At 32.8% G+C, this 23,892-nt stretch carries 24 protein-coding genes; 13 read left to right on the forward strand and 11 right to left on the reverse strand.

Annotated features, from left to right (window positions below; all coding sequences use genetic code 11):
* Positions 1–250: 250 nt before the first annotated feature.
* Both Q0838_RS12755 and Q0838_RS12760 read left to right on the forward strand, forming a co-directional pair.
* Positions 251–568 carry a hypothetical protein gene (locus tag Q0838_RS12755; RefSeq protein WP_298955800.1) on the forward strand — a complete coding sequence of 106 codons (318 nt, stop codon included), beginning with the start codon at positions 251–253 and terminating at the stop codon, positions 566–568.
* Positions 569–702: 134 nt separating this feature from the next.
* Positions 703–1,473 carry a hypothetical protein gene (locus tag Q0838_RS12760; RefSeq protein WP_298955802.1) on the forward strand — a complete coding sequence of 257 codons (771 nt, stop codon included), beginning with the start codon at positions 703–705 and terminating at the stop codon, positions 1,471–1,473.
* Between the two features lie 381 nt (positions 1,474–1,854).
* Here Q0838_RS12760 and Q0838_RS12765 read toward each other — a convergent pair whose 3' ends face one another.
* Positions 1,855–2,013, reverse strand: coding sequence for a hypothetical protein (locus tag Q0838_RS12765; protein ID WP_298955804.1), 159 nt, complete (start codon positions 2,011–2,013; stop codon positions 1,855–1,857).
* Positions 2,014–2,050: 37 nt separating this feature from the next.
* A complete protein-coding gene (locus Q0838_RS12770) occupies positions 2,051–2,332 on the reverse strand; it encodes a hypothetical protein (RefSeq protein WP_298955807.1) in 282 nt (93 codons plus the stop codon).
* A gap of 261 nt (positions 2,333–2,593) precedes the next feature.
* On the opposite strand from Q0838_RS12770, the gene Q0838_RS12775 reads away from it, so the two are divergent.
* Together Q0838_RS12775 and Q0838_RS12780 are read left to right on the forward strand one after the other, a co-directional pair.
* Positions 2,594–2,929 carry a PadR family transcriptional regulator gene (locus tag Q0838_RS12775; RefSeq protein WP_298955809.1) on the forward strand — a complete coding sequence of 112 codons (336 nt, stop codon included), beginning with the start codon at positions 2,594–2,596 and terminating at the stop codon, positions 2,927–2,929.
* On the forward strand, positions 2,929–3,642 hold the full coding sequence (locus Q0838_RS12780; RefSeq protein ID WP_298955812.1) for a hypothetical protein: 714 nt from the start codon (positions 2,929–2,931) through the stop codon (positions 3,640–3,642). Before Q0838_RS12775 ends, Q0838_RS12780 begins: the two co-directional genes overlap by 1 nt.
* Before the next feature lie 111 nt (positions 3,643–3,753).
* Here Q0838_RS12780 and Q0838_RS12785 read toward each other — a convergent pair whose 3' ends face one another.
* Positions 3,754–5,166 carry a trypsin-like peptidase domain-containing protein gene (locus Q0838_RS12785; RefSeq protein WP_298955815.1) on the reverse strand — a complete coding sequence of 471 codons (1,413 nt, stop codon included), beginning with the start codon at positions 5,164–5,166 and terminating at the stop codon, positions 3,754–3,756.
* 118 nt (positions 5,167–5,284) lie between these two features.
* Here Q0838_RS12785 and dapF point away from each other — a divergent pair, with 118 nt between their 5' ends.
* From dapF to Q0838_RS12805, 4 genes are all read left to right on the forward strand, one after another.
* Positions 5,285–6,067, forward strand: a complete 783-nt coding sequence (gene dapF / locus Q0838_RS12790; RefSeq protein WP_298955818.1) for a diaminopimelate epimerase — start codon at positions 5,285–5,287, stop codon at positions 6,065–6,067.
* Positions 6,067–6,585 (forward strand): GNAT family N-acetyltransferase, encoded by a 519-nt coding sequence (locus Q0838_RS12795; RefSeq protein WP_298955859.1) that lies wholly within the window; start codon positions 6,067–6,069, stop codon positions 6,583–6,585. Before dapF ends, Q0838_RS12795 begins: the two co-directional genes overlap by 1 nt.
* Positions 6,578–7,621: an endolytic transglycosylase MltG gene (mltG, locus tag Q0838_RS12800; protein ID WP_298955821.1), complete on the forward strand. Its 1,044-nt coding sequence runs from the start codon at positions 6,578–6,580 to the stop codon at positions 7,619–7,621. The genes Q0838_RS12795 and mltG overlap by 8 nt, the downstream gene beginning before the upstream one ends.
* Positions 7,622–7,946: 325 nt before the next feature.
* Positions 7,947–8,603 (forward strand): hypothetical protein, encoded by a 657-nt coding sequence (locus Q0838_RS12805; RefSeq protein WP_298955824.1) that lies wholly within the window; start codon positions 7,947–7,949, stop codon positions 8,601–8,603.
* A gap of 194 nt (positions 8,604–8,797) precedes the next feature.
* Here Q0838_RS12805 and Q0838_RS12810 read toward each other — a convergent pair whose 3' ends face one another.
* The 6 genes from Q0838_RS12810 to Q0838_RS12835 all read right to left on the reverse strand — a co-directional run bounded on the left by Q0838_RS12810 (position 8,798) and on the right by Q0838_RS12835 (position 14,323).
* On the reverse strand, positions 8,798–9,487 hold the full coding sequence (locus Q0838_RS12810) for a hypothetical protein (protein ID WP_298955827.1): 690 nt from the start codon (positions 9,485–9,487) through the stop codon (positions 8,798–8,800).
* A 533-nt stretch (positions 9,488–10,020) separates the two neighbouring features.
* Positions 10,021–10,413 (reverse strand): DUF2721 domain-containing protein, encoded by a 393-nt coding sequence (locus tag Q0838_RS12815; RefSeq protein ID WP_298955829.1) that lies wholly within the window; start codon positions 10,411–10,413, stop codon positions 10,021–10,023.
* A gap of 20 nt (positions 10,414–10,433) precedes the next feature.
* Positions 10,434–11,108: a YggS family pyridoxal phosphate-dependent enzyme gene (locus tag Q0838_RS12820; protein ID WP_298955832.1), complete on the reverse strand. Its 675-nt coding sequence runs from the start codon at positions 11,106–11,108 to the stop codon at positions 10,434–10,436.
* A gap of 2 nt (positions 11,109–11,110) precedes the next feature.
* On the reverse strand, positions 11,111–12,328 hold the full coding sequence (locus Q0838_RS12825; protein ID WP_298955836.1) for a DUF1015 domain-containing protein: 1,218 nt from the start codon (positions 12,326–12,328) through the stop codon (positions 11,111–11,113).
* A gap of 9 nt (positions 12,329–12,337) precedes the next feature.
* On the reverse strand, positions 12,338–13,225 hold the full coding sequence (locus Q0838_RS12830; protein WP_298955839.1) for a 3-hydroxyacyl-CoA dehydrogenase family protein: 888 nt from the start codon (positions 13,223–13,225) through the stop codon (positions 12,338–12,340).
* 129 nt (positions 13,226–13,354) lie between these two features.
* Positions 13,355–14,323: a Gfo/Idh/MocA family oxidoreductase gene (locus tag Q0838_RS12835; RefSeq protein WP_298955842.1), complete on the reverse strand. Its 969-nt coding sequence runs from the start codon at positions 14,321–14,323 to the stop codon at positions 13,355–13,357.
* Positions 14,324–14,472: 149 nt separating this feature from the next.
* On the opposite strand from Q0838_RS12835, the gene Q0838_RS12840 reads away from it, so the two are divergent.
* A complete protein-coding gene (locus tag Q0838_RS12840) occupies positions 14,473–15,114 on the forward strand; it encodes a protein-L-isoaspartate(D-aspartate) O-methyltransferase (protein ID WP_298955860.1) in 642 nt (213 codons plus the stop codon).
* A gap of 220 nt (positions 15,115–15,334) precedes the next feature.
* Here the strand turns inward: Q0838_RS12840 and Q0838_RS12845 are convergent, their stop codons facing one another.
* Positions 15,335–15,937, reverse strand: coding sequence for a YceI family protein (locus Q0838_RS12845; protein ID WP_298955844.1), 603 nt, complete (start codon positions 15,935–15,937; stop codon positions 15,335–15,337).
* A 401-nt stretch (positions 15,938–16,338) separates the two neighbouring features.
* Here Q0838_RS12845 and Q0838_RS12850 point away from each other — a divergent pair, with 401 nt between their 5' ends.
* From Q0838_RS12850 to Q0838_RS12865, 4 genes are all read left to right on the forward strand, one after another.
* Positions 16,339–18,390, forward strand: coding sequence for a tetratricopeptide repeat protein (locus Q0838_RS12850; RefSeq protein WP_298955847.1), 2,052 nt, complete (start codon positions 16,339–16,341; stop codon positions 18,388–18,390).
* Positions 18,380–19,021, forward strand: a complete 642-nt coding sequence (locus tag Q0838_RS12855) for a response regulator transcription factor (protein WP_298955850.1) — start codon at positions 18,380–18,382, stop codon at positions 19,019–19,021. Before Q0838_RS12850 ends, Q0838_RS12855 begins: the two co-directional genes overlap by 11 nt.
* 397 nt (positions 19,022–19,418) lie before the next feature.
* Entirely contained in the window at positions 19,419–19,838 is a 420-nt protein-coding gene (locus Q0838_RS12860; RefSeq protein WP_298955853.1) for a hypothetical protein, read from the forward strand.
* A 300-nt stretch (positions 19,839–20,138) separates the two neighbouring features.
* The gene (locus Q0838_RS12865) at positions 20,139–20,819 is read left to right on the forward strand and encodes a Lipl32 family lipoprotein (RefSeq protein WP_298955855.1); all 681 of its coding nucleotides are present in this window, start codon (positions 20,139–20,141) and stop codon (positions 20,817–20,819) included.
* A gap of 220 nt (positions 20,820–21,039) precedes the next feature.
* Here the strand turns inward: Q0838_RS12865 and Q0838_RS12870 are convergent, their stop codons facing one another.
* Entirely contained in the window at positions 21,040–23,535 is a 2,496-nt protein-coding gene (locus tag Q0838_RS12870) for a DUF5686 and carboxypeptidase regulatory-like domain-containing protein (protein WP_298955856.1), read from the reverse strand.
* Positions 23,536–23,892 lie beyond the last annotated feature (357 nt).

Raw genomic sequence — 23,892 nt, forward strand, 5'->3', positions numbered from 1 at the left:
ATCTTGACCTTCTATTTGCTGCATATTCAATGTTTTAAAGGCGTTAATATACGGCAATTAAATGACTAACTCAATAAATATATACAAGGGGTTCTATTTTGAAAAAACAATAAAACAGCTAATCAAACCAGTAAAATGGTTAGGTTTGCTATGTCTTAAATTTATTTAGGACAGGATTGGTATTAAGTATAAAAAATTAAATCTGATGTTTTATTTTTTACCCAAATCTAATATTTTAGAATCTTTTAACATGAATCTAATTGATTATAATGGTTATCAAAATACAAGGTATAAGATTGTTAAATTTAGAAAAGTACCATATCACTTGGAAATGAATTTAAACGAATTCATGGAATTATCAAATATGGAACATGGTATAAATTTAAGGCATGATACCTCTGCATTTTATTTTATTAATGAAAAAAAATGTGATAAAACACAAGCAGCAGTTGGAATAGGGTCGACACCTAATTATGAAAATATAGGTGGAGGACATATGACCATACGAGGAGAGTTTGACCCAAAAACCACAGGGCCAATAAAAAGTTTAGGTATTTCATTAGAATAAAAAAATAAATAACCATGGCAGGAAAACCAATAGCAACCTTAGGAAGTATGCACATTTGTCCTATGAGATCACAAAATAGCACTCTTAAATTTATTACCTTATAAGAAGCTAAATAGCCATCAAGAAAATAACCCATGAAAAATAGCCTTGTAATACAAACTCTAAAAAGAATAAGCTTAAGTTTTTTGGCATTAAGCTTAACTGCATGTAATTTTTTAGGGGATCATTCTAAAGCACCAGAACCTAAGGAAGAAACTTCAAAAGCGCAAGCAACACAAAAGGAGGATGCTGAGGCTTATGTAGTTCAACCCAACTACGACCACCCAAAATTTAAAGAATTAGACGCCGCTTTTAAAAAACAAAAACACCGCTTTGAAATTGACCGCTGTGAATTTAAATACAACGATCAATCTTTTTTTATTGGGGATTCTTATGATAAAATCATTGAAATATTTGGCAAGCCAGACAAAGAGCCTGTTTTTACTTCTGACAATAAATCTTACAGTATTAGTTATAAAAAATTTAATTTATCATTGGGTTTTTTACCTAAAAAAAATGAATTAAAAGTACTTTTAGTAAAAATGAATGATTATGAAAATAATAGACTGTTAATTTATGACATATTAAAATTTAGAAAAACGCCTTATCATTTAGATATGACTTTGAACGAGTTCATTCGATTATGCGATTTAAATCATGAAAAAACTTTAGGACACACTTCTACATCGTTCTTCATTATTGATGAAAAAAAATGCGATAATAAGAAAAAAATAAAATTAAGAATAGATTCAACACCTCGCTTTAAAAATATAGGAGGCGGCCATATGTCTATCAGTGGGGATTTTATAGCGGAAAATTCGAGTGTTATTAGAAGTTTTGTGATTTCATCTGAAGAAAATAAATAACCATGGCAGGAAAACCAATAGCAACCTTAGGAAGTATGCACATTTGTCCTATGAGATAACAAAATAGTACTCATAATTTTATTACCATATACGAAGCTAAATAGCTTATCAAGAAAATAACCCATGAAAAATAGCCTTGTAATACAAACTCTAATTACAGCTTTTGATAAGTCTTCTAAACCATTTTTTCCTTTACACACAAAGGCATTCACTTTCACTGAGTTAATTAAATAACGTACTTTTTGTAAACGATCCTCCACAGATTAAACAATCATTTTAAAATCAGGATACTCTTTTCTCAGTTGTACTGTAAGTTTTCTCCAGATGGGTATTTCTGGCTGCGATGATCAGTTTTAAAGCTTAGATCTGTATTAATTAATCCTAGGGTTCATTATTCTTGAGAGCGCTTTTTATTTGTAAATAAGCGTCATCACAATACTGTACTTGTTTAACGGTTGTAATACCTGCCTGATTTAGAACAGCAAGAACACCTTGATTGATACCCCTATAATCGTCTGAAATCAATACTTTCTTAAACATCTCTCTTATATCGTAATTATAACTTTAAATCCTTTTTCTAGCCCTGATTAAAAGTAATAGTTCCATTTATAGAATGAATACGGTCTTCTGTATTTTGAAGACCATTTCTTTTAATTAGGTCTGTTCCTTTGCCGTTATCCTTATAGTTTATTAATAATTGATGATTTTGTTGTTCAAAATTTAAAACCACAATACTAGTTTTACTGTGCTTTCTCATACTAGTTAACAGTTCTTGTAGAACTCTATAGATGGTAGATTTTTGCGTTTTTTTAAAGTTATTCCATATTTTGTATTTCAATCCTTTTGTGATTACGTTCACATTGTCATTTTTATAACTTACTAATAGATCATTTAATAGGTCTAAATAAGAAATTTTTAAATCAATGGAGCTGTTCTGTTTTGAGATGTCTCTTGTTGTTCTATAAATGTTTTCAAGATCATATAAAACTTCTCCTAGCTACTATAAAAGTTGATTATTTATGATTTTATTACTCTCGCTATTTCTTAAAATACAATTTGTTCAATAGAAATTATTGTTACATAAGATTCTTATGTATATTTACACCTAAGATTCTTAGGTATGTCAAATAATCAATTATATAGAGGTAGTTTAACAACTATAATCATGCGCCTGCTAGAGCAAAAAGGTAGAATGTATGGTTATGAAATCACTCAAAAAGTAAAAGAACTAACAGGCGGTACTATGGACATTAAAGAAGGTGCTTTATATCCTTCTTTACATAAATTACAGTCTGCAGGTCATTTAAAAGTAGAGGCAGAGAAGGTAGAGAACCGCGTTAGAAAATATTATTCCCTCACCCCACAAGGTGAGAAAGAGGCTGTGAATATGATGCAAGAATTAAAGGATTATATGGAGAACATGCAGGCTATTATTAATCCTAAACTATCATTTTAATGAGTAAATTAACCCAAGAACATATAGAAGAGTTATTTGTATTTACTCAAAAACATTATGTAGAATGGTATGATCTACAATCAGAGTTGGTTGATCATCTAGCAAATGGAATAGAACACCAATGGGAGGTAGATCCAGATATAAGTTTTGAAAAAGCGCTACAGATAGAGTTTAAAAAATTTGGCGTGTTCGGATTTATGGATGTGGTAGAAGAACGTCAAAAATCCTTAGGTAAGAAGTACTCTAAACTGATATGGAAACATACTTTAGAGTTTTTTAAATTACCTAAAATCTTATTGCTTATTTCATTGAGCATAGCCACTTTCTATCTATTAAGATTAATAAGTGTCTCTGCAGATTATCTGAGTGCGGTAATAGTAATTCTATTTATAAGTTATTTTGTTAAACTATCTGTTTCTTGTTTTAGAGAGAGAAAAAGAATTAAAGAAAGTGATGAGAAGAAATGGCTGTTTAAGGACATTATTATGCAGCATGGAGCAGGTTTTGGTTTAGGGTTAATACCTATTCATTTTTTTAATATGCTTATTCCCAATACAAATTCATTTGCAAGCATGAATCCATGGGTTTTAGGTTGTATTAGTTTTCTATTTGTGTTGATTTGTGTCATGTTATACGTTATGCAAGTGGTTATACCTAAAAAGATGGAAGTATACCTAGAAGAAACCTATCCAGAATATAAACTAGTAGGATAGTAGCATAAAAAAATCTCCAAATAACTAAGTAGCTATCTGGAGATTTTGCATTTTTAAACTTAAACTTAAACTTAAACTTAAACTTAAACTTAAACTTAAACTTAAACTTACTTAATCCATATTATATCTAAAACGCTCTACCTCTCCAGCGCTATTTTTCATTTGAATTAATAAAGTAGCCTTAGGATTTACGCTTCTTAATATATTTTGTACGTCGTCGATATTATTTACTTCGGTTTCATTGATTTTGGTGATAACATAATCTCTCATATCATACCTAGCGAGACCTCCTGTGGTGCGTTCTATTTTTACACCTTTATTAATTTTATACTTCTTGCGATCTTCTTTAGTTAGATTACGTAAATCCATTTCTATAGATGAAATACTAACTGTATTATTTTTAGTCAATTCAATATTCATTTGATTCACTTCTCCATTTCTAATAACGTTTGCAACAACCACATCACCAGGGTTTTTACTAGTAACGTAGCCACTAAGCTCAGAAAACTTTGTGATCTTAATATTATCTATCATAGTAATGACATCACCTTTGCGCAGTCCTGCATTAAACGCACCACTATCTTCTATGACGTCTGACACTATTATTCCTTCACTTTCATCTATACCTAATTCGTCTGCAATGTTGCCATTAAGATCACCACCGCGTATACCTAGCATCCCTTTTTGTACAAAACCGAATTCTATAATGTCATTGATTATTTTACGAGCATTATTAGATGGCACTGCAAACGAGTACCCTACATAAGAACCAGTCTTAGACGCGATAGCAGTATTTATACCTATAAGTTCGCCGTTAGTATTTACCAGTGCGCCACCAGAATTTCCAGGATTTACAGCAGCATCGGTTTGTATAAAACTTTGTTGATTAGCATCTGTAGCGTCTAGATCGCGACCCTTGGCGCTTACGATTCCCGCAGTTACTGTGCTAGTAAGATTAAAAGGGTTACCTACTGCAAGAACCCATTCTCCTATTTTTGTTTGATCAGAATCGCCAAAAACAATATACGGCAACGCCTCATCTGTCTCTATCTTTAATAAAGCGATATCACTATTAGGTTCTGTACCTATCAGTTTTGCTTTATAAGTTTTGTTATTATTTAAAGTAACCTCAAGTTCACGAGCTTTATCAATAACGTGATTATTAGTCACTATGTAACCATCTTCTGTTATAATCACTCCACTACCAGTTCCTATAGCTTCCCTATAAGGAACACGACCATTTCTTAAATCTGACCAGGACTGCCTTACTCTGGCTACAGTTTTGTTTTTTACGTGTACTACGGCATGTACTGTTTTTTCTGCAGCTTCAGTAAAATCTATACCAGCTATAGATGTTGGGTTTACATAATTTACAGGACTTATGGATACAGGTTTTTCTTCGGTAATAGTTTGTTCTGTATATTTATAATTTTGAGCATTTTGTTCAAAAAAGAATTTATAAGATCCTAAAACAACCGCGCCACCTAGGACGGCTATCCCTAATGTTTTGATAAATGATTTCATGTGCAATTAGTTTATTTATATCTATAACCTAAATTTACTAATAGAATTGTGTTTTAAAAACAGGTTTAACGCTGTTTAACACTAAGAGAATTGAATCACTTGCTGTATTTTTGCAAGAATGAAAACGATCACATTCTTCAAGTATCAAGGAACAGGTAACGACTTTGTTATCCTAGATAATCGCGATTTACATTTTGATAAAACAGACACTAAACTTATTGAGAGGCTTTGCGATCGTAAATTTGGTATAGGCGCAGACGGTTTAATGCTGCTAGAAAACCATGACACGTTAGACTTTACCATGGTGTACTATAATGCAGACGGTAACGAGAGTTCTATGTGTGGTAATGGTGGTCGCTGTCTAGTTAGTTTTGCACAACACCTAGGTGTCGTTAAGGATGCCGCAAGTTTTGAGGCTATAGACGGTTTACACCATGCTCATTTATTTGATAATGGAGAGGTTAGTTTACAAATGACAGACGTGCCTGTGGTGCAAGTTTTTGATGGACATATTTTTACAAACACTGGTTCACCGCACCATGTTCAATTAACTGATACTATAGATCATATAGACGTTTTTACACAAGGTAGACACCTGCGTAATGATCTTTATGGAAAAGAAGGCGCAAACATAAATTTTGTAGAACCCCAAGGTGGTAACGTCTTTAAAGTACGCACTTATGAGCGTGGAGTAGAAGATGAGACATTAAGTTGTGGTACTGGTGTAACAGCAGTAGCACTAGCGATGCACAGTACCCTACAGACACAAAATAATGAGGTAATCTTAATTACTCCTGGAGGTACATTAAAAGTAAAATACCAGCCATCTCCTCAGGGATATAAAGATATATGGTTAACCGGTCCTGCAACGCAAGTTTTTAAAGGAGCGATAGCTGTATGATGTTAAAAAACGATTTATGTAAGTTGCGCGCCGTAGATCCAGAAGATCTCGATTTTATCTATACATTAGAGAACAATCCAGAGCTATGGGAGTTCGGGCACACGATTACTCCTTATTCTAAATTCACAATAAGAGAATATCTAGAAAATGCACACCGCGATATTTATGAGGTAAAACAATTACGTCTTGCTATTTGCAATATAAATAATGAAATTAAAGGAGTTGTAGATCTTTATGATTTTGACCCTTATCATAAACGTGCAGGAGTAGGTATAGTTATCTCTCAAGAGTCAGACCGTGCACGTGGTCTTGCTACTGCAGGACTAGAACTCATGATAGATTATGCTTTTAAACACCTTAGATTACATCAATTATATGCAAGTATAAGTGAAGATAATCTAGCCAGTCGCAGGTTGTTTGAAAAGTTACGCTTTCGCGAAAGCGGAATAAAAAAAGACTGGATCGCCACAGAAAAATCATATAAGAATGAACACCTTTACCAACTGATCAATGAATAAAAATTATAAAAAAATCATCCTAGGTATCGTACTCGTGGGACTTGTAATTATGGGCATTTTTGCTTATAATATTTACTCGATATTATTCAGTTCAAACACTAATTTTGAGACGGAAACCTATGAGGTTTTTATACCTAGTGATGCAGATTATAACACCGCGTTTCTTATTATAGCAGACGCTGTAAAGAATCGTGATAACCTGCACACTACCGCGGTAAAGAAAAAATATAACGAGAATATAAAATCTGGTAGATTTTTAATTAAAAAAGGTTCTAGCAATAACGATATTATAAATACCGTGCGCAGTCAGAACATGCCTGTTAGAGTCACTTTTAATAATCAAGAACGTGTAGAGAATCTAGCTGGACGCTTATCAGAACAAATAGAACCAGATAGCCTGTCTTTACTTAAGGCTATGAAAGATCCAGAATTTTTAAAAGAAAATGGACTGGATGAAAATACAGCTTTGAGCATCTATTTACCTAATTCTTATGAAACCTACTGGAATACAAGTGCAGAGCGTTTTAGAGATAAAATGCTGTTTTACTATAACCAATTCTGGACTGTAGAAAAACTGAAAAAAGCAAAAAAACTAAATTTATCACCTAGTGAAGTGTACACACTCGCATCTATAGTACAAAAAGAAACCGCCCAGGTTGATGAGATGCCACGAGTAGCTGGTGTTTACCTTAACAGGCTTGTGAGAGGTATAAAACTCGATGCAGACCCAACTGTTATCTATGCAAAGAAAAAATCTGAAAATGATTTTGAACAACAAATTAAGCAAGTCCTTTACGTACATCTAGAAATAGATAATCCGTATAATACATACCGCTATTCTAACCTACCGCCAGGACCTATAGTTACACCAGATATAACAGCGATCAATGCGGTTCTTAATCCAGAAAAGCACAATTACTTATATTTTGTTGCAGATATAGATAATTTTGGATACCATAAATTTGCCAAAACTCTTGCCCAACACAATCGTAACGCAGCGGCTTATAGAAGATGGATAGCAAAGAATAATAGATAGTTCTAAATATCTTAATGGATGGGTTCTTAGTGCTTCATAACTCATTGTGTAATGTTAAATGTTATTATTTGTTAACTTTAAGTACGTTTTTTATTAGATCTATGAATATTTTTTTTATCTTTTGTTACTTATACGTCTTGTAATTTATTGAACTCACTTCCTTTCCATCGTTTAAAAGACTAACGACCATTTATATGTCTTTTTTTAAGGATATAGTGGCTTATATCAGTTCTTTAACACAGATCTGGCAAATAACCGAGATAGTGTCGTAAATTTGCGCCGCGTTATAGAAAGGTGTGACAGTAACCTTTCGGAAATAAAATTTATGAGATCACAATATGTGAATTTATTTGCTTATCCAGCGGTGGTGTTGATGAGCTTTTCGGCTTTTAAATTTATAAAATCCGATTCTTCAAATAGCAATTCTGAAAAGACGGCTGTAAAAGAGGTTTTAGAAATGGGACCTTTTAAAGAAACAGAAATCGAAGAAGAGAGTGGAGACCTAAATCTACGAGACTACTCGCTGGCTACGTCCAGTGCAGATAGTTTTACTTCTTTCAAGGAAGCACTAGCTTTTAAGGAGTCTAGAGGTCAACACTGGCGTGTTAATACTCTAGGTTACATGGGTAAATACCAGTTCGGTGCGGTAACTCTTAGACATTTTGGTGTAACAGATACTATTGCTTTCTTAAAGTCAGTAAGGTTACAAGAAAGAATCTTTATTCAAAATTTGCGCTATAATCACAAAATACTGAAACCGTATATAGAGAAATATAAAGGTAAAACTATGGCTGGTTTAAAAGTAACAGAAAGTGGTATTCTTGCTGCTGCCCATTTATCTGGACCTGGTGGTGTGAAGAAATTTCTTAGATCAAATGGACGTAAGAGTAATAGAGATGCTTATGGTAGCTCTACTGGGTCTTACATGAAAAAGTTCGGTGGTTATGATTTAAGTGAAGTGCTTAAAGTAAACAGAGCCTGATACTTCTAAATTTATAGAATCCCTGAATATGATAAGCCTTGTAAAATTCATTTTACAAGGCTTAATTTATTGAAATCATTACATAGCTTATCACTATTTCTATATGTGTTTCTTTTACGATAATTATATAGCTATAGATTTAAATCTTAATACTATCTATAAGTCGTATTATATTAAATGGTAAGCGACACAGTTTAACAAATGAGTAATAACCTTTTCTCTCCATTTTTTTCTTTTGGAGCGCGATGAATGCAAGGTAGGACTTTACTTTCTGGATGATCGATAGCTAACCTGTAAAAATCACCTAATTTTAATGTTACAGGTTGTGATTCAGGTATTTCTTGATAATGTAAATCAAAGAAATGGTCACTTAAAAAGGTTTCAAAATCTTCTTCTGATTCGTCGTGTAGTTTTTTAAGTTCATCCCGTATTTCTGGAATCTGAATTTTTTGGACGGCTTGTGAATTGGGTAATATTTCACTAGATGCGCCATAATAGGTACACAAAATAGTGTCTACAGGTACAGGAGAACGATCTACATGAAAAGAGTACACATCTGTTGGGAAGGTTGGATAACTATCGTCCCTATCGTAGAACTCAATTAGATTAAGAGTAGGAGATGTGCCCAGATTTTTTAAGGTTTTTAAATCTTCTAAAAGTATGTTACGTGCCAGTTGCCCTTGCTCACTTAGTTCAAGTTTTAAAAGATCATCTGGTAGAATCTCGACTATGTTCTTATTTGATTCTAACTTGTTAACGATCTCAGAAAAATCACCTGCTAATTCACGATTCCAGCAAATAGCATTCATTTTTTCATAAAAAGAAGTGCTTATAAAGTCTTCAAAATTATTAACACAATGAATTTGATTCTCTTTATGAGGCATATTTTTTAAAATGAATTAATCGATGAGAGTTTTTGAAACATGTAAACATAAACAATAGAAGGACGATTTGTGACAAATAAATAAGTTTTAGATGATAAAATCTGAATTACTGTACTAGAATGAATATGAAAAGTACTTTCAAGAAATGAAGTCCTACGTGTTGTATTATTGTAAATCTTTGCTTAGCTAATTTATTCTACTTAATAGTTAGGTATTATAGTTTATCGCAAAATATAGAATAAGTAGAACCATACTTCACTCTGATATTCTAGTAAAGATCATGAAAAATTCTGCATCTAAGGGAACAACTTATTCAAATTGTTTGAATACTATTACGCTTCTAGACTGTCCTAATAATTTGGGTATCATAAAAATGTCCTAGATAAAATATTTACTAACCTCATCAGGATTTATTTTTAAAGTCGTTTTGACCTCACGTTAAGCAATTTAGAGTTAGATATTAAAACGTAAAAAGCCTTATGAAAATACATTCACAAGGCTTATTAATCTATTCTAGAAAGTGCGCTATCAGCTTATTTCTTTTCTATACTTTGTAATTGTATGCTCAACGCTTTGGTAGATAGTTGTACCTCGATTAAAGAAAGTATGAGAGATACCATTAAAGCAATGAGACCAGTACCAAAAACTATATTTGCCCAAAAACTGAGTTCTAGATATAGGAGCAGCATGGTAGTCACGGCTAGTAAGAAACTAAGTATAGCAACAGCCTGCATATTCTTAATAATGGTAAGCCGTTTTCTTAATTTCTCTACTTGCAGTCTTATAGTTTCTGATGCGTTTTCTTCATACTGACGGTGCAAACTTCGTATCAAGGCAGCGATAGCAAGATATCGTGCGTTATATGCTAGCATGGTTAGTGAAATCGCTGGAAATAATAGTGCTGGTATACTAAGGGATAGCTCCATAACTTTTAAGCTTATGAATATTAATAATTCCTACTGCCGAATATAGCACTACCTATACGTACCATAGTAGAGCCCTCTTCTAGAGCTATTTTATAATCGCCAGTCATACCCATAGATAATTCTGTAAATTCATGTCTAGAATCTAATAAGTTATCTTCTTTTATTTTATTGAAAGTAGCAGCTAGACTTTTAAATTCTGCACGCACTTGGTCTTCATTATCGGTAAAAGTAGCCATACCCATGAGACCTTTAATTTGAATGTTTTCATATTCTTTAAAAGCAGCATCGCTTAAAAGAGTAATCAGCTCCTGCTCGTCAAAACCAAATTTTGATTCTTCTTGAGCAATATGCACTTGCAATAAGCAATTAATGACACGATCGTTATTTTTTGCTTGTTTATTAATTTCTTTAAGCAACCTAGGTGAGTCTACACTGTGAATTAAATCAACATAAGGCGCCATATATTTCACCTTGTTACGTTGCGTGTGGCCTATCATGTGCCACTCGATATCTTTAGGTAGTGTTTCCCATTTTTCGGTCATTTCTTGAATCTTATTCTCACCAAAAATGCGTTGACCGACCTCATAAGCCTCTTCTAGATCGCTTATAGGTTTAGTTTTACTTACTGCTACTAGAATAGCTTTTGGTTGCACGCTTTCGCGAAAGCGTAACAGAGATTCTTTAATTGTGCTCATGTTTAAAATTCATAAATTATCAAACCACTAGGTAGTTTGGGGCGTATATAGGTACTCTTGGGCGGCATTCTCAAATCTGCATCGGCAATAGATTTCATTTGCTCCACGGTGGTAGGAAATAAGCCAAAACCAACTTTGAATTCTCTCTTATCCACACGTTCTTTCATGTGCATTAAGTCATGTTTTCCATAACTGTACTGTATGCGACTGTCTGTGCGTAAATCTTTAATACCCAAAATAGGATCTAAAATAAGATCATACAACAACTGCGGATCTAGATCCTGCAAAGGAGTCAACTCTTTTAAAAGTCCTTTACGCAAATAAAGACTGTAAAACTCTCCATCTAGATACATGCTAAAATGGTGTTTCTTAGAAGGTTTATAGAGTTCTAAACCGCGATTTTGTATTCTAAAATGTTGATCGAGTTTCATAAGAAACTCTTGTTTATTAAGGCCGTTAAGATCTTTTACCTGTCTGTTAAATTCATAGATATTGAGCTGGCTTTGTGCAATAAGCAAACTCATGAAAAATTTATAACTCTCTTTTTCATCGCCCATTTCTTGAGCTAGTAGGCTAGAACTGGCGCTGCGGTGGTGACCGTCTGCTATGTAAAGTTGTGAGAGTTCTTTAAATTCTCTTTCTATTTTTTCTATCAATTCTGGATTTGTAACGGGCCATATTTTATGCGAGTTAAAATCTGTGGTAGAAAAATGTTGATCTGGAGCAGTGGTTTTAACTTCGGCTATTAGTTGATTGATCTCAGATCTATCTTCATAGGTAAGTAAAACAGGCTCTGCATTAAAACCAGCAGCTTTTAAATAATTTTTAAAGAGATTTTCTTTTAAACTTAAAGTATCCTCGTGCTTTTTAATTTTATTGTTAAGATAATCATCTGTGCTCGTACCAGCTATGATACCAGTATAACTATGATGCGGATCTATGTTTTCATAAATATAAAAAGCAGGCTTTTTATCTTCTACTAGATATCCTTCTTCCTTAAATTCTAAATATCTGTTCCTAACGAGACCGTACCTTTCTAGTCCAGTAATTTCTTGATTAAATTTATAACCAGGATTTAAGATTTGTAAAAAACTATAAGGATTATACTTGAGCTGCGCCTTAAGTTCTTTTTTACCATAATCTTGATAAGTGCGCGATATAACATGCGCAACCTTATCTGCGGTAGCTCGTACTCCTTTAAATGGTCTTATTGTAGGCATTTATGATGTTTATTTAAAACTAGCGCTTACAATTTCTGCCTTTCTAGAAGTAGAATAATCATAAAAACCTTCTCCAGATTTTACACCTTTTTTACCAGCCATAACCATATTTACAAGTAAAGGACATGGTGCATATTTAGGATTTTTGAAACCGTCATGCATCACGTTAAGAATAGATAAACACACATCTAGACCTATAAAATCTGCTAGTTGAAGCGGTCCCATAGGGTGCGCCATACCTAATTTCATTACCGTGTCTATCTCTTCAACACCAGCAACTCCATTATAAAGGGTCTCAATAGCCTCGTTAATCATAGGCATTAAAATACGGTTTGCAACAAAACCTGGATAATCATTAACCTCTGTAGGTGTTTTACCTAGCTGTTTAGAAAGTTCCATGATGGTCTTAGTAACCTCGTCACTAGTAGAATAACCTCTTATTATTTCTACCAGTTTCATAATAGGCACTGGATTCATAAAGTGCATTCCTATTACTTTTTCTGGACGTTTTGTTACCGCTGCGATTTGAGTAATAGATATAGAAGAGGTGTTAGTAGATAGAATACAATTTGCTGGTGCAAACTCATCCATATCACTAAATATTTTTAGTTTCAGGTTTACATTTTCAGTTGCTGCCTCTACCACAAGATCTGCTTGTGCAACACCAGCTTTTAAATCTAGATAAGAAGTAATATTGCCTAGAGTAGCTGCTTTGTCAGCCTCTGTGATGCGCTCTTTGGCAATCATGCGATCTAGATTTTTTGCGATAGTGCTTAAACCTCTATCGATATTTTCTTGAGAAATATCTACTAGAGCAACCTTAAATCCTGATTGTGCAAATGTGTGTGCGATTCCATTTCCCATGGTTCCTGCACCTATAACTGTAATGTTTTTCATTTTTCTAATTAGTAATAATTACTCTTGTGAAAACACATAAACCATCACAATAGGAAGTAATTAGTTTTTAATTTATGATTATCATTCTGCCTTATAGGCAGAATGTTGTATTTAATACCGTATAGCTATCTATAAAGATTTAAACTCTTTAATTATTTTTAACGCTACGTCTAGTGCTGCAGTACCATCTTCTAGGTTAACAATAGGTCTGGTATCATTTTCTATGGCGTCTGCAAAGGTTTCTAACTCGTCTAGAATGGCATTATTATCTGCCACATCTGGATTGTCAAAATAGATTTGTTTTTTAATCCCTTCGGCATTTTGTAAAATCATATCAAAATCTCCAGGAGTCTCTGGTGCATCTTTCATGCGCACCACTTCTACCTTTTTAGTTAAGAAATCTACCGATATGTAAGCGTCTTTCTGGAAAAAGCGTGCTTTACGCATTTGTTTTAAACTGATACGGCTGGCAGTAAGATTTGCCACGCATCCATTTTCAAACTCTATACGCGCGTTTGCGATATCTGGTGTTTCAGAGATTACAGAAACTCCACTAGCGCTCACATTCTTAACTGGGCTGTTTACCACACTAAGAATTGCGTCTATATCATGTATCATTAAATCTAGTACTACACTTACATCCGTACCGCGAGGATTAAACTGTGCCAGGCGATGTGTTTCAATAAACATAGGACTTTCTATGCGATCACTTACCGATCTAAATGCTGGGTTAAAACGTTCTACCTGTCCTACTTGACCTTTTAGGTTACGCTTTTGCGAAAGCGAGATCAATTCATTTGCCTCTTCTACGGTTACAGTAATCGGTTTTTCTATGAATAAATGTTTTCCTGCCTCTAGGACTTTTACACCACTTTCATGATGGTAAGAAGTAGGAGTGACTACGTCTATCATATCGCAAGCAGCGATTAACTCATCAATATCAGAAAAATATTTGTAACCTAGATCTGCCTCTATTTGTGCAGCGTGCTCAGGATTTGCATCATAAAAACCTACCAGATTATAGCGCTTGCTTTGTTTTAATAATTTAAGGTGAATTTTACCTAGGTGACCAGCACCGAGAACTCCTGCTTTAAGCATAGTAATTGCGTTTTTGTAAAAATAGGGAATTGATTGTTAAATATAAATGAGTAAAAAGAATCTTATCTTTTTTAATTGACAATTTTTTGTTGAAAAATTGTTGGACTTTTTCAATTGAAAATAGAATTTAGGAAACTACTTTTGACCTTATCAAAGATAATTACATACATAAAGGAAAACGTCGCCAGCTGGTAGAGTTGATGCGATCAAAGGGAATCACGGACACGTCTGTTCTAGATGCGATGAATAAAGTGCCTAGACATTTATTTCTAGATAGTTCATTCTTAGAGCATGCCTACCAGAATAAGGCTTTTCCTATAGGAGCAGACCAGACTATATCGCACCCATATACGGTCGCTTTTCAAAGTCAGTTACTGCAATTAAAACCAGGAGATAAGGTTTTAGAAATAGGTACTGGTAGTGGTTATCAATGTGCAGTACTGTTAGAAATGAAGGCTCAAATTTATACGATAGAGCGACAGAATGAACTGTATAAGAAGACCAATTTACTTTTCAGAAAACTGAATTATCGACCTAGAAAATACGTTTTTGGCGATGGTTATAAAGGACTGCCAGAAGAAGCTCCTTTTGATTCTATCATTGTTACTTGTGGAGCGCCAGAAATACCTCAAACATTATTAAGCCAACTTAAAATAGGAGGCAGGCTGGTGATACCAGTAGGTAGTGATCCACAAATTATGACACTTATAGTTAGAGAGAGTATGACAGACTTTTCAAAAGAAACCTTTGGCGAGTTTAGATTTGTACCGTTTTTAGGTGGTAAGAATTAAAACGGAGAGTGTAAACTGAACTCTCAAGCGCAGTGTAGATTCCTTTTAAATTTTATTTATTTTTCTATTAATAATTTATAGATGATATATATTCCGCTTTCGCGAAAGCGGAATACATATCATATTATAACTTTAATTTGCAAATAGGGTTAACCAAAAACAGCTCATAAATTGACGTTAGTAAATTTATGAGCTGTAATTTTATAAAAGTTTTTATTTTTTACAATTGGGCTACAACTTCTATTGCAACATCTGGCCATGTTTTACCATTGTGCAACTCTTTACATGCTTCATGAATAGCGTCAAATGATTTTGTTGCATTAAAATCTTTTATAATGTCAATGGTGCCATTAATGGTTAACTGATTCTCTACTAGTGTGTAAGTAAATGGGATTACTTTTTCTACTTCATTAAAGTTTAACGTAACATCTACAATACCATTGTTAAATGTGCCAAATTCACCATTAAATGTTGGGTTTACTAGATTTTTAAAGAAAAATTCTACTAATCTAGGATCACGTATTTTGTTTTTTGAATTAACAGAAAGTCCGTCTATTTTAAATGTAGCACCAGCTAGTACTTCTTCAGCATTATTGGATGCTTTATTTCCAGTCACTTTAATTGTGTTAAATGTACCTGAAACTCCTACCTTTTGAGGTGTTTTATAAGCGGTCCATGTTAATGAAGTCTGGTCAGATTTATAGTTATAGGTAGTCTGTGTTACTTTTTTTGCAGTAACTTCTTTAGTTCCTTTTTCTTCTTTTTTTTCTGTACAAGAGAATGTTAAACCAGCAACAAATAATAATAGGGCAATTCTTTTCATTTTATTTTACTTTTTTGATTCTGTTTATTAAGACTTCTATAAGTAGTAGTCATGAGTTTTTTGAAATTTAATGTCTTAAAGAGAGTTAAACACATTTATACCTCTATGAATAGTATATCTATGACTTCTTTAAAAAGAAGAATGTGAAGTTAGTAATTTTATTGAGAATCATTACTTTTTTTAGGGTTCGTAAAATAAAATAAGAAACAATATTAAGAATATGGAATATCTAATCAAGGTAATTAAAATACATCTATAAAGATGTTTTTAACTATAATGAGAGATTAATAAAACCCTGTATATAGGGGTGTTTATGAATAATGCAATACCTACATTTGTACATGTTTTTGAAAATTAATCTAGTGCCAGCTCTGTTGTTTATATTTTATACATCGCTATGTATGGGACAGGCAAGTGATCATAATATTGAAATAGAGGATGAGATAGTAGACAAATTGCTTAAAGATTATAATAATGGCGAGGAGGAAAAAGCATATCGAGAGGCACATCGCGCTCTCAAAAACTTTAAATATAAAAAGTCTCTCATTAATATAAATCTCTTACTGGCTTATTATCATAGCAAGTATGTAAATACAGACTCTTCTATCTATTATACTTATGAAGCGCTTAAGGGTAAGAATACAATTACCGATTCTTTAGGAATACGACTAACTATACTTTCTTATAAATTACTAGCTTTAAATTATAAAAATAAGGGGCTATATCAGGAAAGTAAAAACTGGCATATTAAGGGTGCTCAATTAAGTGAAAAAAATAATGAGACAGATCTTTACTACTCTCATTTGCACGGACTAGCTAGTGCCTATATTACTTTAGGAAAAAATGAGGAGGCGCTAGAGTTATTAAAAAAATGTATAAAATTTTCTAATGATGAAGAGATTATTTTAGGCAGTTATATCAATTTAGGTTCGATTTATTCTGCTCTGGCCCAATATGAAACCTCTAACGCTTATTTACAGAAAGCAAAAGCGATCTGTGAGATAAAAAATTACCACAATAAGGCACTAGCTAATGTGATCATGAATATAGGTGATAACCATATGGGTAGAGGAGAAATAGATAAGGCACTTGCAGCTTATTATGATGCAAAGGATATTAGTTTTAATAATAGATTTGCTGATATCGAGCTCATTGCTCTAAGTAAAATAGGAGCAATACTATTTGATCAAGCAGATAATAGTAAAGCTTTAATAATTTTTTCTAATGCGCTAGTCAAGGCTACTAATTTAGGTAATCTTGACATGGAAATGAATAGCTATTTAATGCTAGAAAAATTAATGGTAAGAAAAGGTGATTATAAAAACGCCTATGATTACGGTAGAATGTATAACAAGTTAAAAGACTCTATTGATAATTCTATAACAGAAAAACAACTTAATAAACTAGAGGTTAGATTTAAAACTCTAGAAAAAGAAAAAACCATTAAGTTATTGAAAATTGAAAACTTAAATAAGAGCTTAAATATAAAGAATAAAGATGCAAACTTAGAGAAAATTAAACATCAACAAGCTATAAGAGAAAAGCAAAACGAGAATCAAATTTTACAGTTGCAATATCGGGAACAGCGTCGTAAAAATGAAATAGTTTCACTTAAAGAAAAGGAGGCTTTAAAGGCATTAGAACTAGATAGAGAGAAGACCATAAAATACATGGTCCTAGCGGCTTTTTTTATCTTTCTAATTCCTATGTTCGGTCTTTTGATTACCTATTATCAAAAGTTACAAGCTCAAAGTTTATTAAATACTAAAGAGAAAGAATTCAATGAGCAACACGTACTGTCGTTAAAAAAAGATCAAGAAATTAAGTTGATTAAAGCAGCAATAAGAGGGCAAGATCAAGAACGTAAGAAAATAGCACAAGAGATGCACGATAGTGTAGGAGGTAATCTTGCAGCTATTAAATTACAGTTCAGTCAGCTGCATCATCACCCTGATAAACTTAAGTTGATTTATAGTCAACTAGACGATACCTATGAGCAGATAAGAAATTTATCTCATGATTTATTACCTAAGAAGATAAGAGAAAATGACTTTGTCTTCTTAATTAAGGAATATATCGATACCGTAGAAGAAGCCAGTGAAATAACTTTTAATTTTTGTTTTTTTGATGAAGAAAAAATCAATAAACTAAATAAAGTTTTACAAAATGAATTATTCTCGATTTTTCAAGAGTTAACTACTAATACACTTAAATACGCTCAGGCAAAAACAGTAGATATACAGTTAGACCTGTTAAATGAGTTTCTGTTTTTTGTGTATGAAGATGATGGTGTCGGTTTTGACAGTGCAATGACTACATTAGGCATAGGTTTAACAAATATTAAGAACAGAGTAGAAAATTATAACGGAATATTACATATAGATTCTCAGCCTGGTAGAGGAGTTAATATTAATATAGAGATCCCTTTTAAAGAAGAAAAAAATGAAGCATAACCTTATTATAGCTGACGATCATAAAATGTTTTTAGACGGTTTATTAAGCATTCTTAAAACAGAAAGTGATTATAATATTTTATACACGGCAAAACATGGAGGTCATGTTAAAAAGTATATGACTATCAATAAAGACGAAAAGATAGATCTGGTTATTACAGATGTAACCATGCCAGAAGTAGATGGTATTGAATTAAATAAGTGGATTAAAAAAACATCAAGTACCGTTAAAACACTAGTCGTAAGTATGCATAACACTCCAGACATTATCGATAATCTTATGGAGAGTGACGTAGATGGATACTTGCAAAAAAACGCTCAAAAAGAGGAGTTTTTGAAAGCTATTGATACTATTTTAAATGGTGAAAAATATTTTTCAAAAGAGATTAAAGATATTTACACTAAAAACAAATTTGAAAATAACAAACACCGAGAAATAAAACTTACTAAAAGAGAGGTAGAGGTCATCTCGTTGATAGCCGAAGAATTTACTACCCAAGAAATAGCAGATAAGCTTTTTTTAAGTAAACACACCATAGAAAGTTACCGCAAGAATCTTATTACTAAATTAGACGTAAGAAACCTAGCCGGATTAACAAAATATGCAATTAAGAAAGGTTACGTTTCTTAAAAAGACATTCATACTATATCCTATTATAAAAAGAGTTCTATATCATTTATAGAGCTCTTTTCTATTTCTATATGGTTTTAAATACTGGTATTTAGAGTGATAGATTAATGCGATCAATTCATCAAAATATAAAAAATCATATCTTTCCATTTAATCCAAATTTAAAATGGATTTTATAATCGGTAATCGTAAATAAATGTAAGTTTAAACTGTTGTTTTATAAGTTGTTATGTTAAAACTCACTGTTTTCAGGGTATGTGTTTTCACTTAATAAGGGGTTATTTAAACTGTAGTGGTGGCATAAATTTGCATAAGAAATATGAGAGACATGGTTTAAAGAATAAACCAGATGTTTTAATTATAAAATAAACAAATTTTAACCTTAAAAACTAACATTATGATTTTCGGAATTTCACTAATCTTATTAAGTATCATTGCAGTACCATCTTTATTATTATCAAAGAAACCTAACGCCAAAGAGCTTTTAGAAAAAATAGAGCCTTACCAGGGATGGATCGGTATGATATTTTGCTTTTATGGTGTCTGGGGAATCATCTCCTCAATCTTGAACCTAGGTTGGATTTCCACATTCCCTATCTGGTGGGCAACATTATTAGCCGGTAGTATAGTAGAAGCAGTTTTAGGATTCATGTTAGGTTTTAGTCTTATTAACAAATATGTATTATCTAAAAATGAAGCTGCAAAAGAAAAAGCAAATGCTTTAAGAGCAAAACTAGCACCTAAACAAGGTAAGTTAGGAATAGTAGGTTTATTTGTAGGCGCATGGATGATAGTGGCTTCTATATTATTTTTCTAAGATAAAAGCAAACAGAATTGATATGGCTTATAGAAAGTCAGCACCTTAATTACTTATAGAATTTAAAGTAAGAGAATTTCGGTAAAAACTGTTGTAAGCGCCAGATAAAAATTACAGCAATAGCAGTAATGACAAATAAATCAATTAATGAAACGGTGAGTAAATAATATCAAAATATAAACTCACTGTATTTACAAAGCTATGGCACATCTAGCTCGCAATCATATGGTATTGCTATAGCTTTTGATTTAAAATAAAAAAACGAGTGTCCCCTATAATTAACAAATTAATTAAAACATTATGAAAATTAAATTAGTAGTATTAACAGTATTTGCTTTCTGCGCAGTGTTCAATGCAGAAGCTCAAAAAATGAAAAAATTCGGGAGTTCTATTGAAAAAAAGATAGGACCTAAAACAATCAAAGTACCTTATACAGACGTTATATCTTATGTAGGATATGCTGCTCCAGGTAATGAAGATGCGGTAGAAGATGGTAAGAAATTCTACTACATTTATGTATGGGTACCAGCTGTAGCGCCAGAATTAGGTGTAAGAATGGTATCTCCAGTAGGAAAGAATAAAATTAAAAAAGCAATACAGTCTGCTGGTTATAAAGAAAATAAATCTTCTAAAGATTTCTTTGATACATACATCACTCTAGAGCGTTCTACTATTTTCCAAAAAGAAAATATAACAGAAGAAGGTGTAAAAAGCGCAAAGTGGACTACACTAGCTAGCAATGACGATAGCAGTGAAATGCCTAAACAACCTAGTGGTAACAGCTATAATTCTTTATTAAGATATAAGAGTGAAGTAGGTAGCCCAACTAAAGCGCTTACCGCTGGTTTATACCGTATCGGTTTTACAACCTATAAAAGAGGAGAAGTAAAAGGAACTTTTATAGCTGAGGTTGCAGCACCGGTAAAATTACCAGGTGTAGTAATGGCTAAGACTATTGCAGAGCTTAAAAAAGAACTTTAATAGTAAATTGACATTCGTATTTTAATAAAACGCCTCTTTATTTGTATAAAGAGGTGTTTTTTATTTTATAAATATTCTTCTTTGATTAGAGTTTTAATTACAGAATTAAGATTTACAAGAATAAAAGGACCATCGATTAAGTTGGTCTTTTCTATTATCTGTACTGTTTTAAAAGTGCTTGTTAGGTATCCGCTTTCGCGAAAGCGGAATTAAAATCCATCTATAACCCAAAGTTAATACCTACTATAAAGGCACCATAATTGCGACCACTAGTCATGCTGTAAACATAATCCACACGGAAAGGACGGAATTTACCAAACCCTATGTTATCTATTCCTGCACTGGCCTCAAAATACGGTTTACGGTCTGTAAATAGAGCTTTACCACTTAAAATAAGATCGTAGTTTAAACGATTTAAACCTGGTACTTTACCTAGTACAAAACCTTTAAAATCATGCTGTAAATGTACTTGTGCATAATCTCCATTTGTACTGTAATCATAGTAGTTAAGCAGGCCAAAACCATAAGGATTAAGTGCTTGTAATTTATATCTTAATCGATTACCATTAAAGTGCTGGTAGTCTACAAAGGAAATGTCATCACCATCTAAGAATGTACCACCATTAACCCAATAACTGCTGCGGCCTAGGTTACCCATATTAAAACTTTGATAAATGCTTGCTCTCACCTGGTGAAAGTTATAATCGCTATTACTAGCAGCAACCGCACCTTCATAATTAAGCGATATAGTAGGGTATTTTTCATTGGGTATATTATATTTTTGATCAGGATAACTTTGGAATTTCTGACCAGGACGTATAGTCAGACCTAGACCTATTTTAACCAGTTCATGATCATCTATAGCAGCCACTCGGTTATTATCTAACCCCAGCGGATTGTTACTCGTGTAGTCCACATCACTTTGAGTAAACCATACCTGGTCTGTGGTGTTATTAAGTCCCTGACGTCTTTCATAATCCAGTCTACCACTTAAGAAAAAGCCATTTGCAATTTCTTCAGAATAACTAGCACCAGCATAGTCTACTTCATAAAACTTAGCATAATTACGTTCAAATGCGAGACTTGAAATAGTGTTTTCTAGACTACTTATAGGGTTAGAGTTGTTTATTTGGCGAGCTTCTGTACCACCATAAATAGATACATTTCTTCTATTAGTTCTATTAAACCTGTAATTAGCAAGCGCTGTGTATCGCAATCTATCGTCAGATATTCCATAATTGATATTACTGGTTACATAAAGACCGCGGTTATAGTCGTCATCATAACCTTTTGAGTAATTAAAACCAGTACCTACCACATATCCTTGGACTGTATTAAAACCTTTAAAACTATCTGGATTTAATAATCCATTATAGCTGAAACGTTCATTTTTCTTACTATTGCTATAGCTATAACCAGTTAATGGGGCTAGAATGTGAAATTTATTATTCACTCTGTCCACGCTGTCTTTATATTTAGGGTCATTGCGCACAGTAGCGATGCTGTCTTTACGTAAATAATTATTAGATTCTTCTACGGTAAGTGGTACAGGGCGTTTTTTACTCCAGTAAGTGCTGTCTTTTTTATTGGCATCTAGTTCAAAACTTAATACTTCTGGACCGAATGAACCTTTGTCAAAGTCCGGTTTAAAATTATAATTGGTATAATTTGCTATAAATCTACCATTACCTTTAAAACCAAAAAAACTAAAAATAAAATCAATACTTTGGGATCTTTTTACCCAGTCACCACTTTTAGGTTCATAAGTAAAGTCTTGATTAAAAGTAAGTTTCTCAATGATAGGTATATTTATATTTTCACCTAAGGTGCTCATTTCAAGGCCGTAAATGGTCCATTGATCTTCTACTATGTAAATAATACCGTTAAAGGTATTATCCTTAGGGCGTCTGGAGATCACTTCTATTTTGTTGATCAAGAATTTATTCTCGTCATAAAAAGTTCCTAATAATTTATACTTATAATATCCAAGAGCATAGTCGGCTATAGGGGACACAATACGGTTGTTAAGATCTATATGGTTGTTGTAGAAATCAAAGTTAGCTTCTTCGGCACTGTTAGCACTAAAACCGTTATCATCTCCAGATATTTTACTAGCGATAATATGTTCTTTAAAATTATCTGGTGCTTCATAAGCTATTTCAGAAACTGTTTCAGATAAATAAACGACACCACTGCGAGATAAAGAATCTAGTGAGCCGTCTAGATCACCTACTTCTTGTCCCATAATTTTTTTTGGAACGTCTGCCATGCGCCATATTCCACGGGAGTAAAAATCTGCCCGATAACTAGAGAATTTTTTACGGTTTCTCTCTCTATTCTTAATCGCTTCCCGTATCACACGGTCGGCAGGGTTTTCATCTGAATTTACAATAACCGCATCAAGAGATGCCACCTCTTCTTCTAGAGATACGTTTTGCACCTGGCCATTTTTAGTATAAGAAATTGGAATAGTTTTAGGGCGGTAACCCAAAGACTGGTAAACGATCTCATAATCTTTATAACCATCTAGTTGAAGTGTGTAATTACCATTCTGGTTAGTAGTAGTTCCTTTATACGTACCTTTTATATAAATAGAAGCAAACGCTATGGGTTCTAAGTTAGAGTCTGTTAATGTTCCTGTTAGTTGTGCTTGCGCAAAAACGGAATAGAACAAAACAATAATAAAAGTAATCACAGTTTTAATAATATAATTCATCTCTATGGTTTGTTAGTTGATTGCAAATTAACAACGCTTGATAAAGTTATCGTGTTAATGACTATTATCTACTGTTAAGACGAAGAAATTTAATAATAGTTGTCTGAGATTTGAAAAAGTATACAAATAGGTTAAAAAAAAAAGTCAATTACATCACTGCAAACCCCTTGTTAAATTTGATAATTTTCCGTTCCCCAACCCTAAAGGGTGCGGAAAATAAAGTTGTATTTTTTTTTAGAATAAAGAAATAGAAACCTACCCTTCAGAGCTAGGGAAATGATTTCGTTACAATTTATTTTTAAAAAAGTAGAAAGCTTTATACTGTAGCAAATTTTAGATTCTGATATTTTTCTGTTC

The sequence above is a fragment of the uncultured Nonlabens sp. genome, assembly GCF_947495285.1.
Classification (GTDB): domain Bacteria; phylum Bacteroidota; class Bacteroidia; order Flavobacteriales; family Flavobacteriaceae; genus Nonlabens.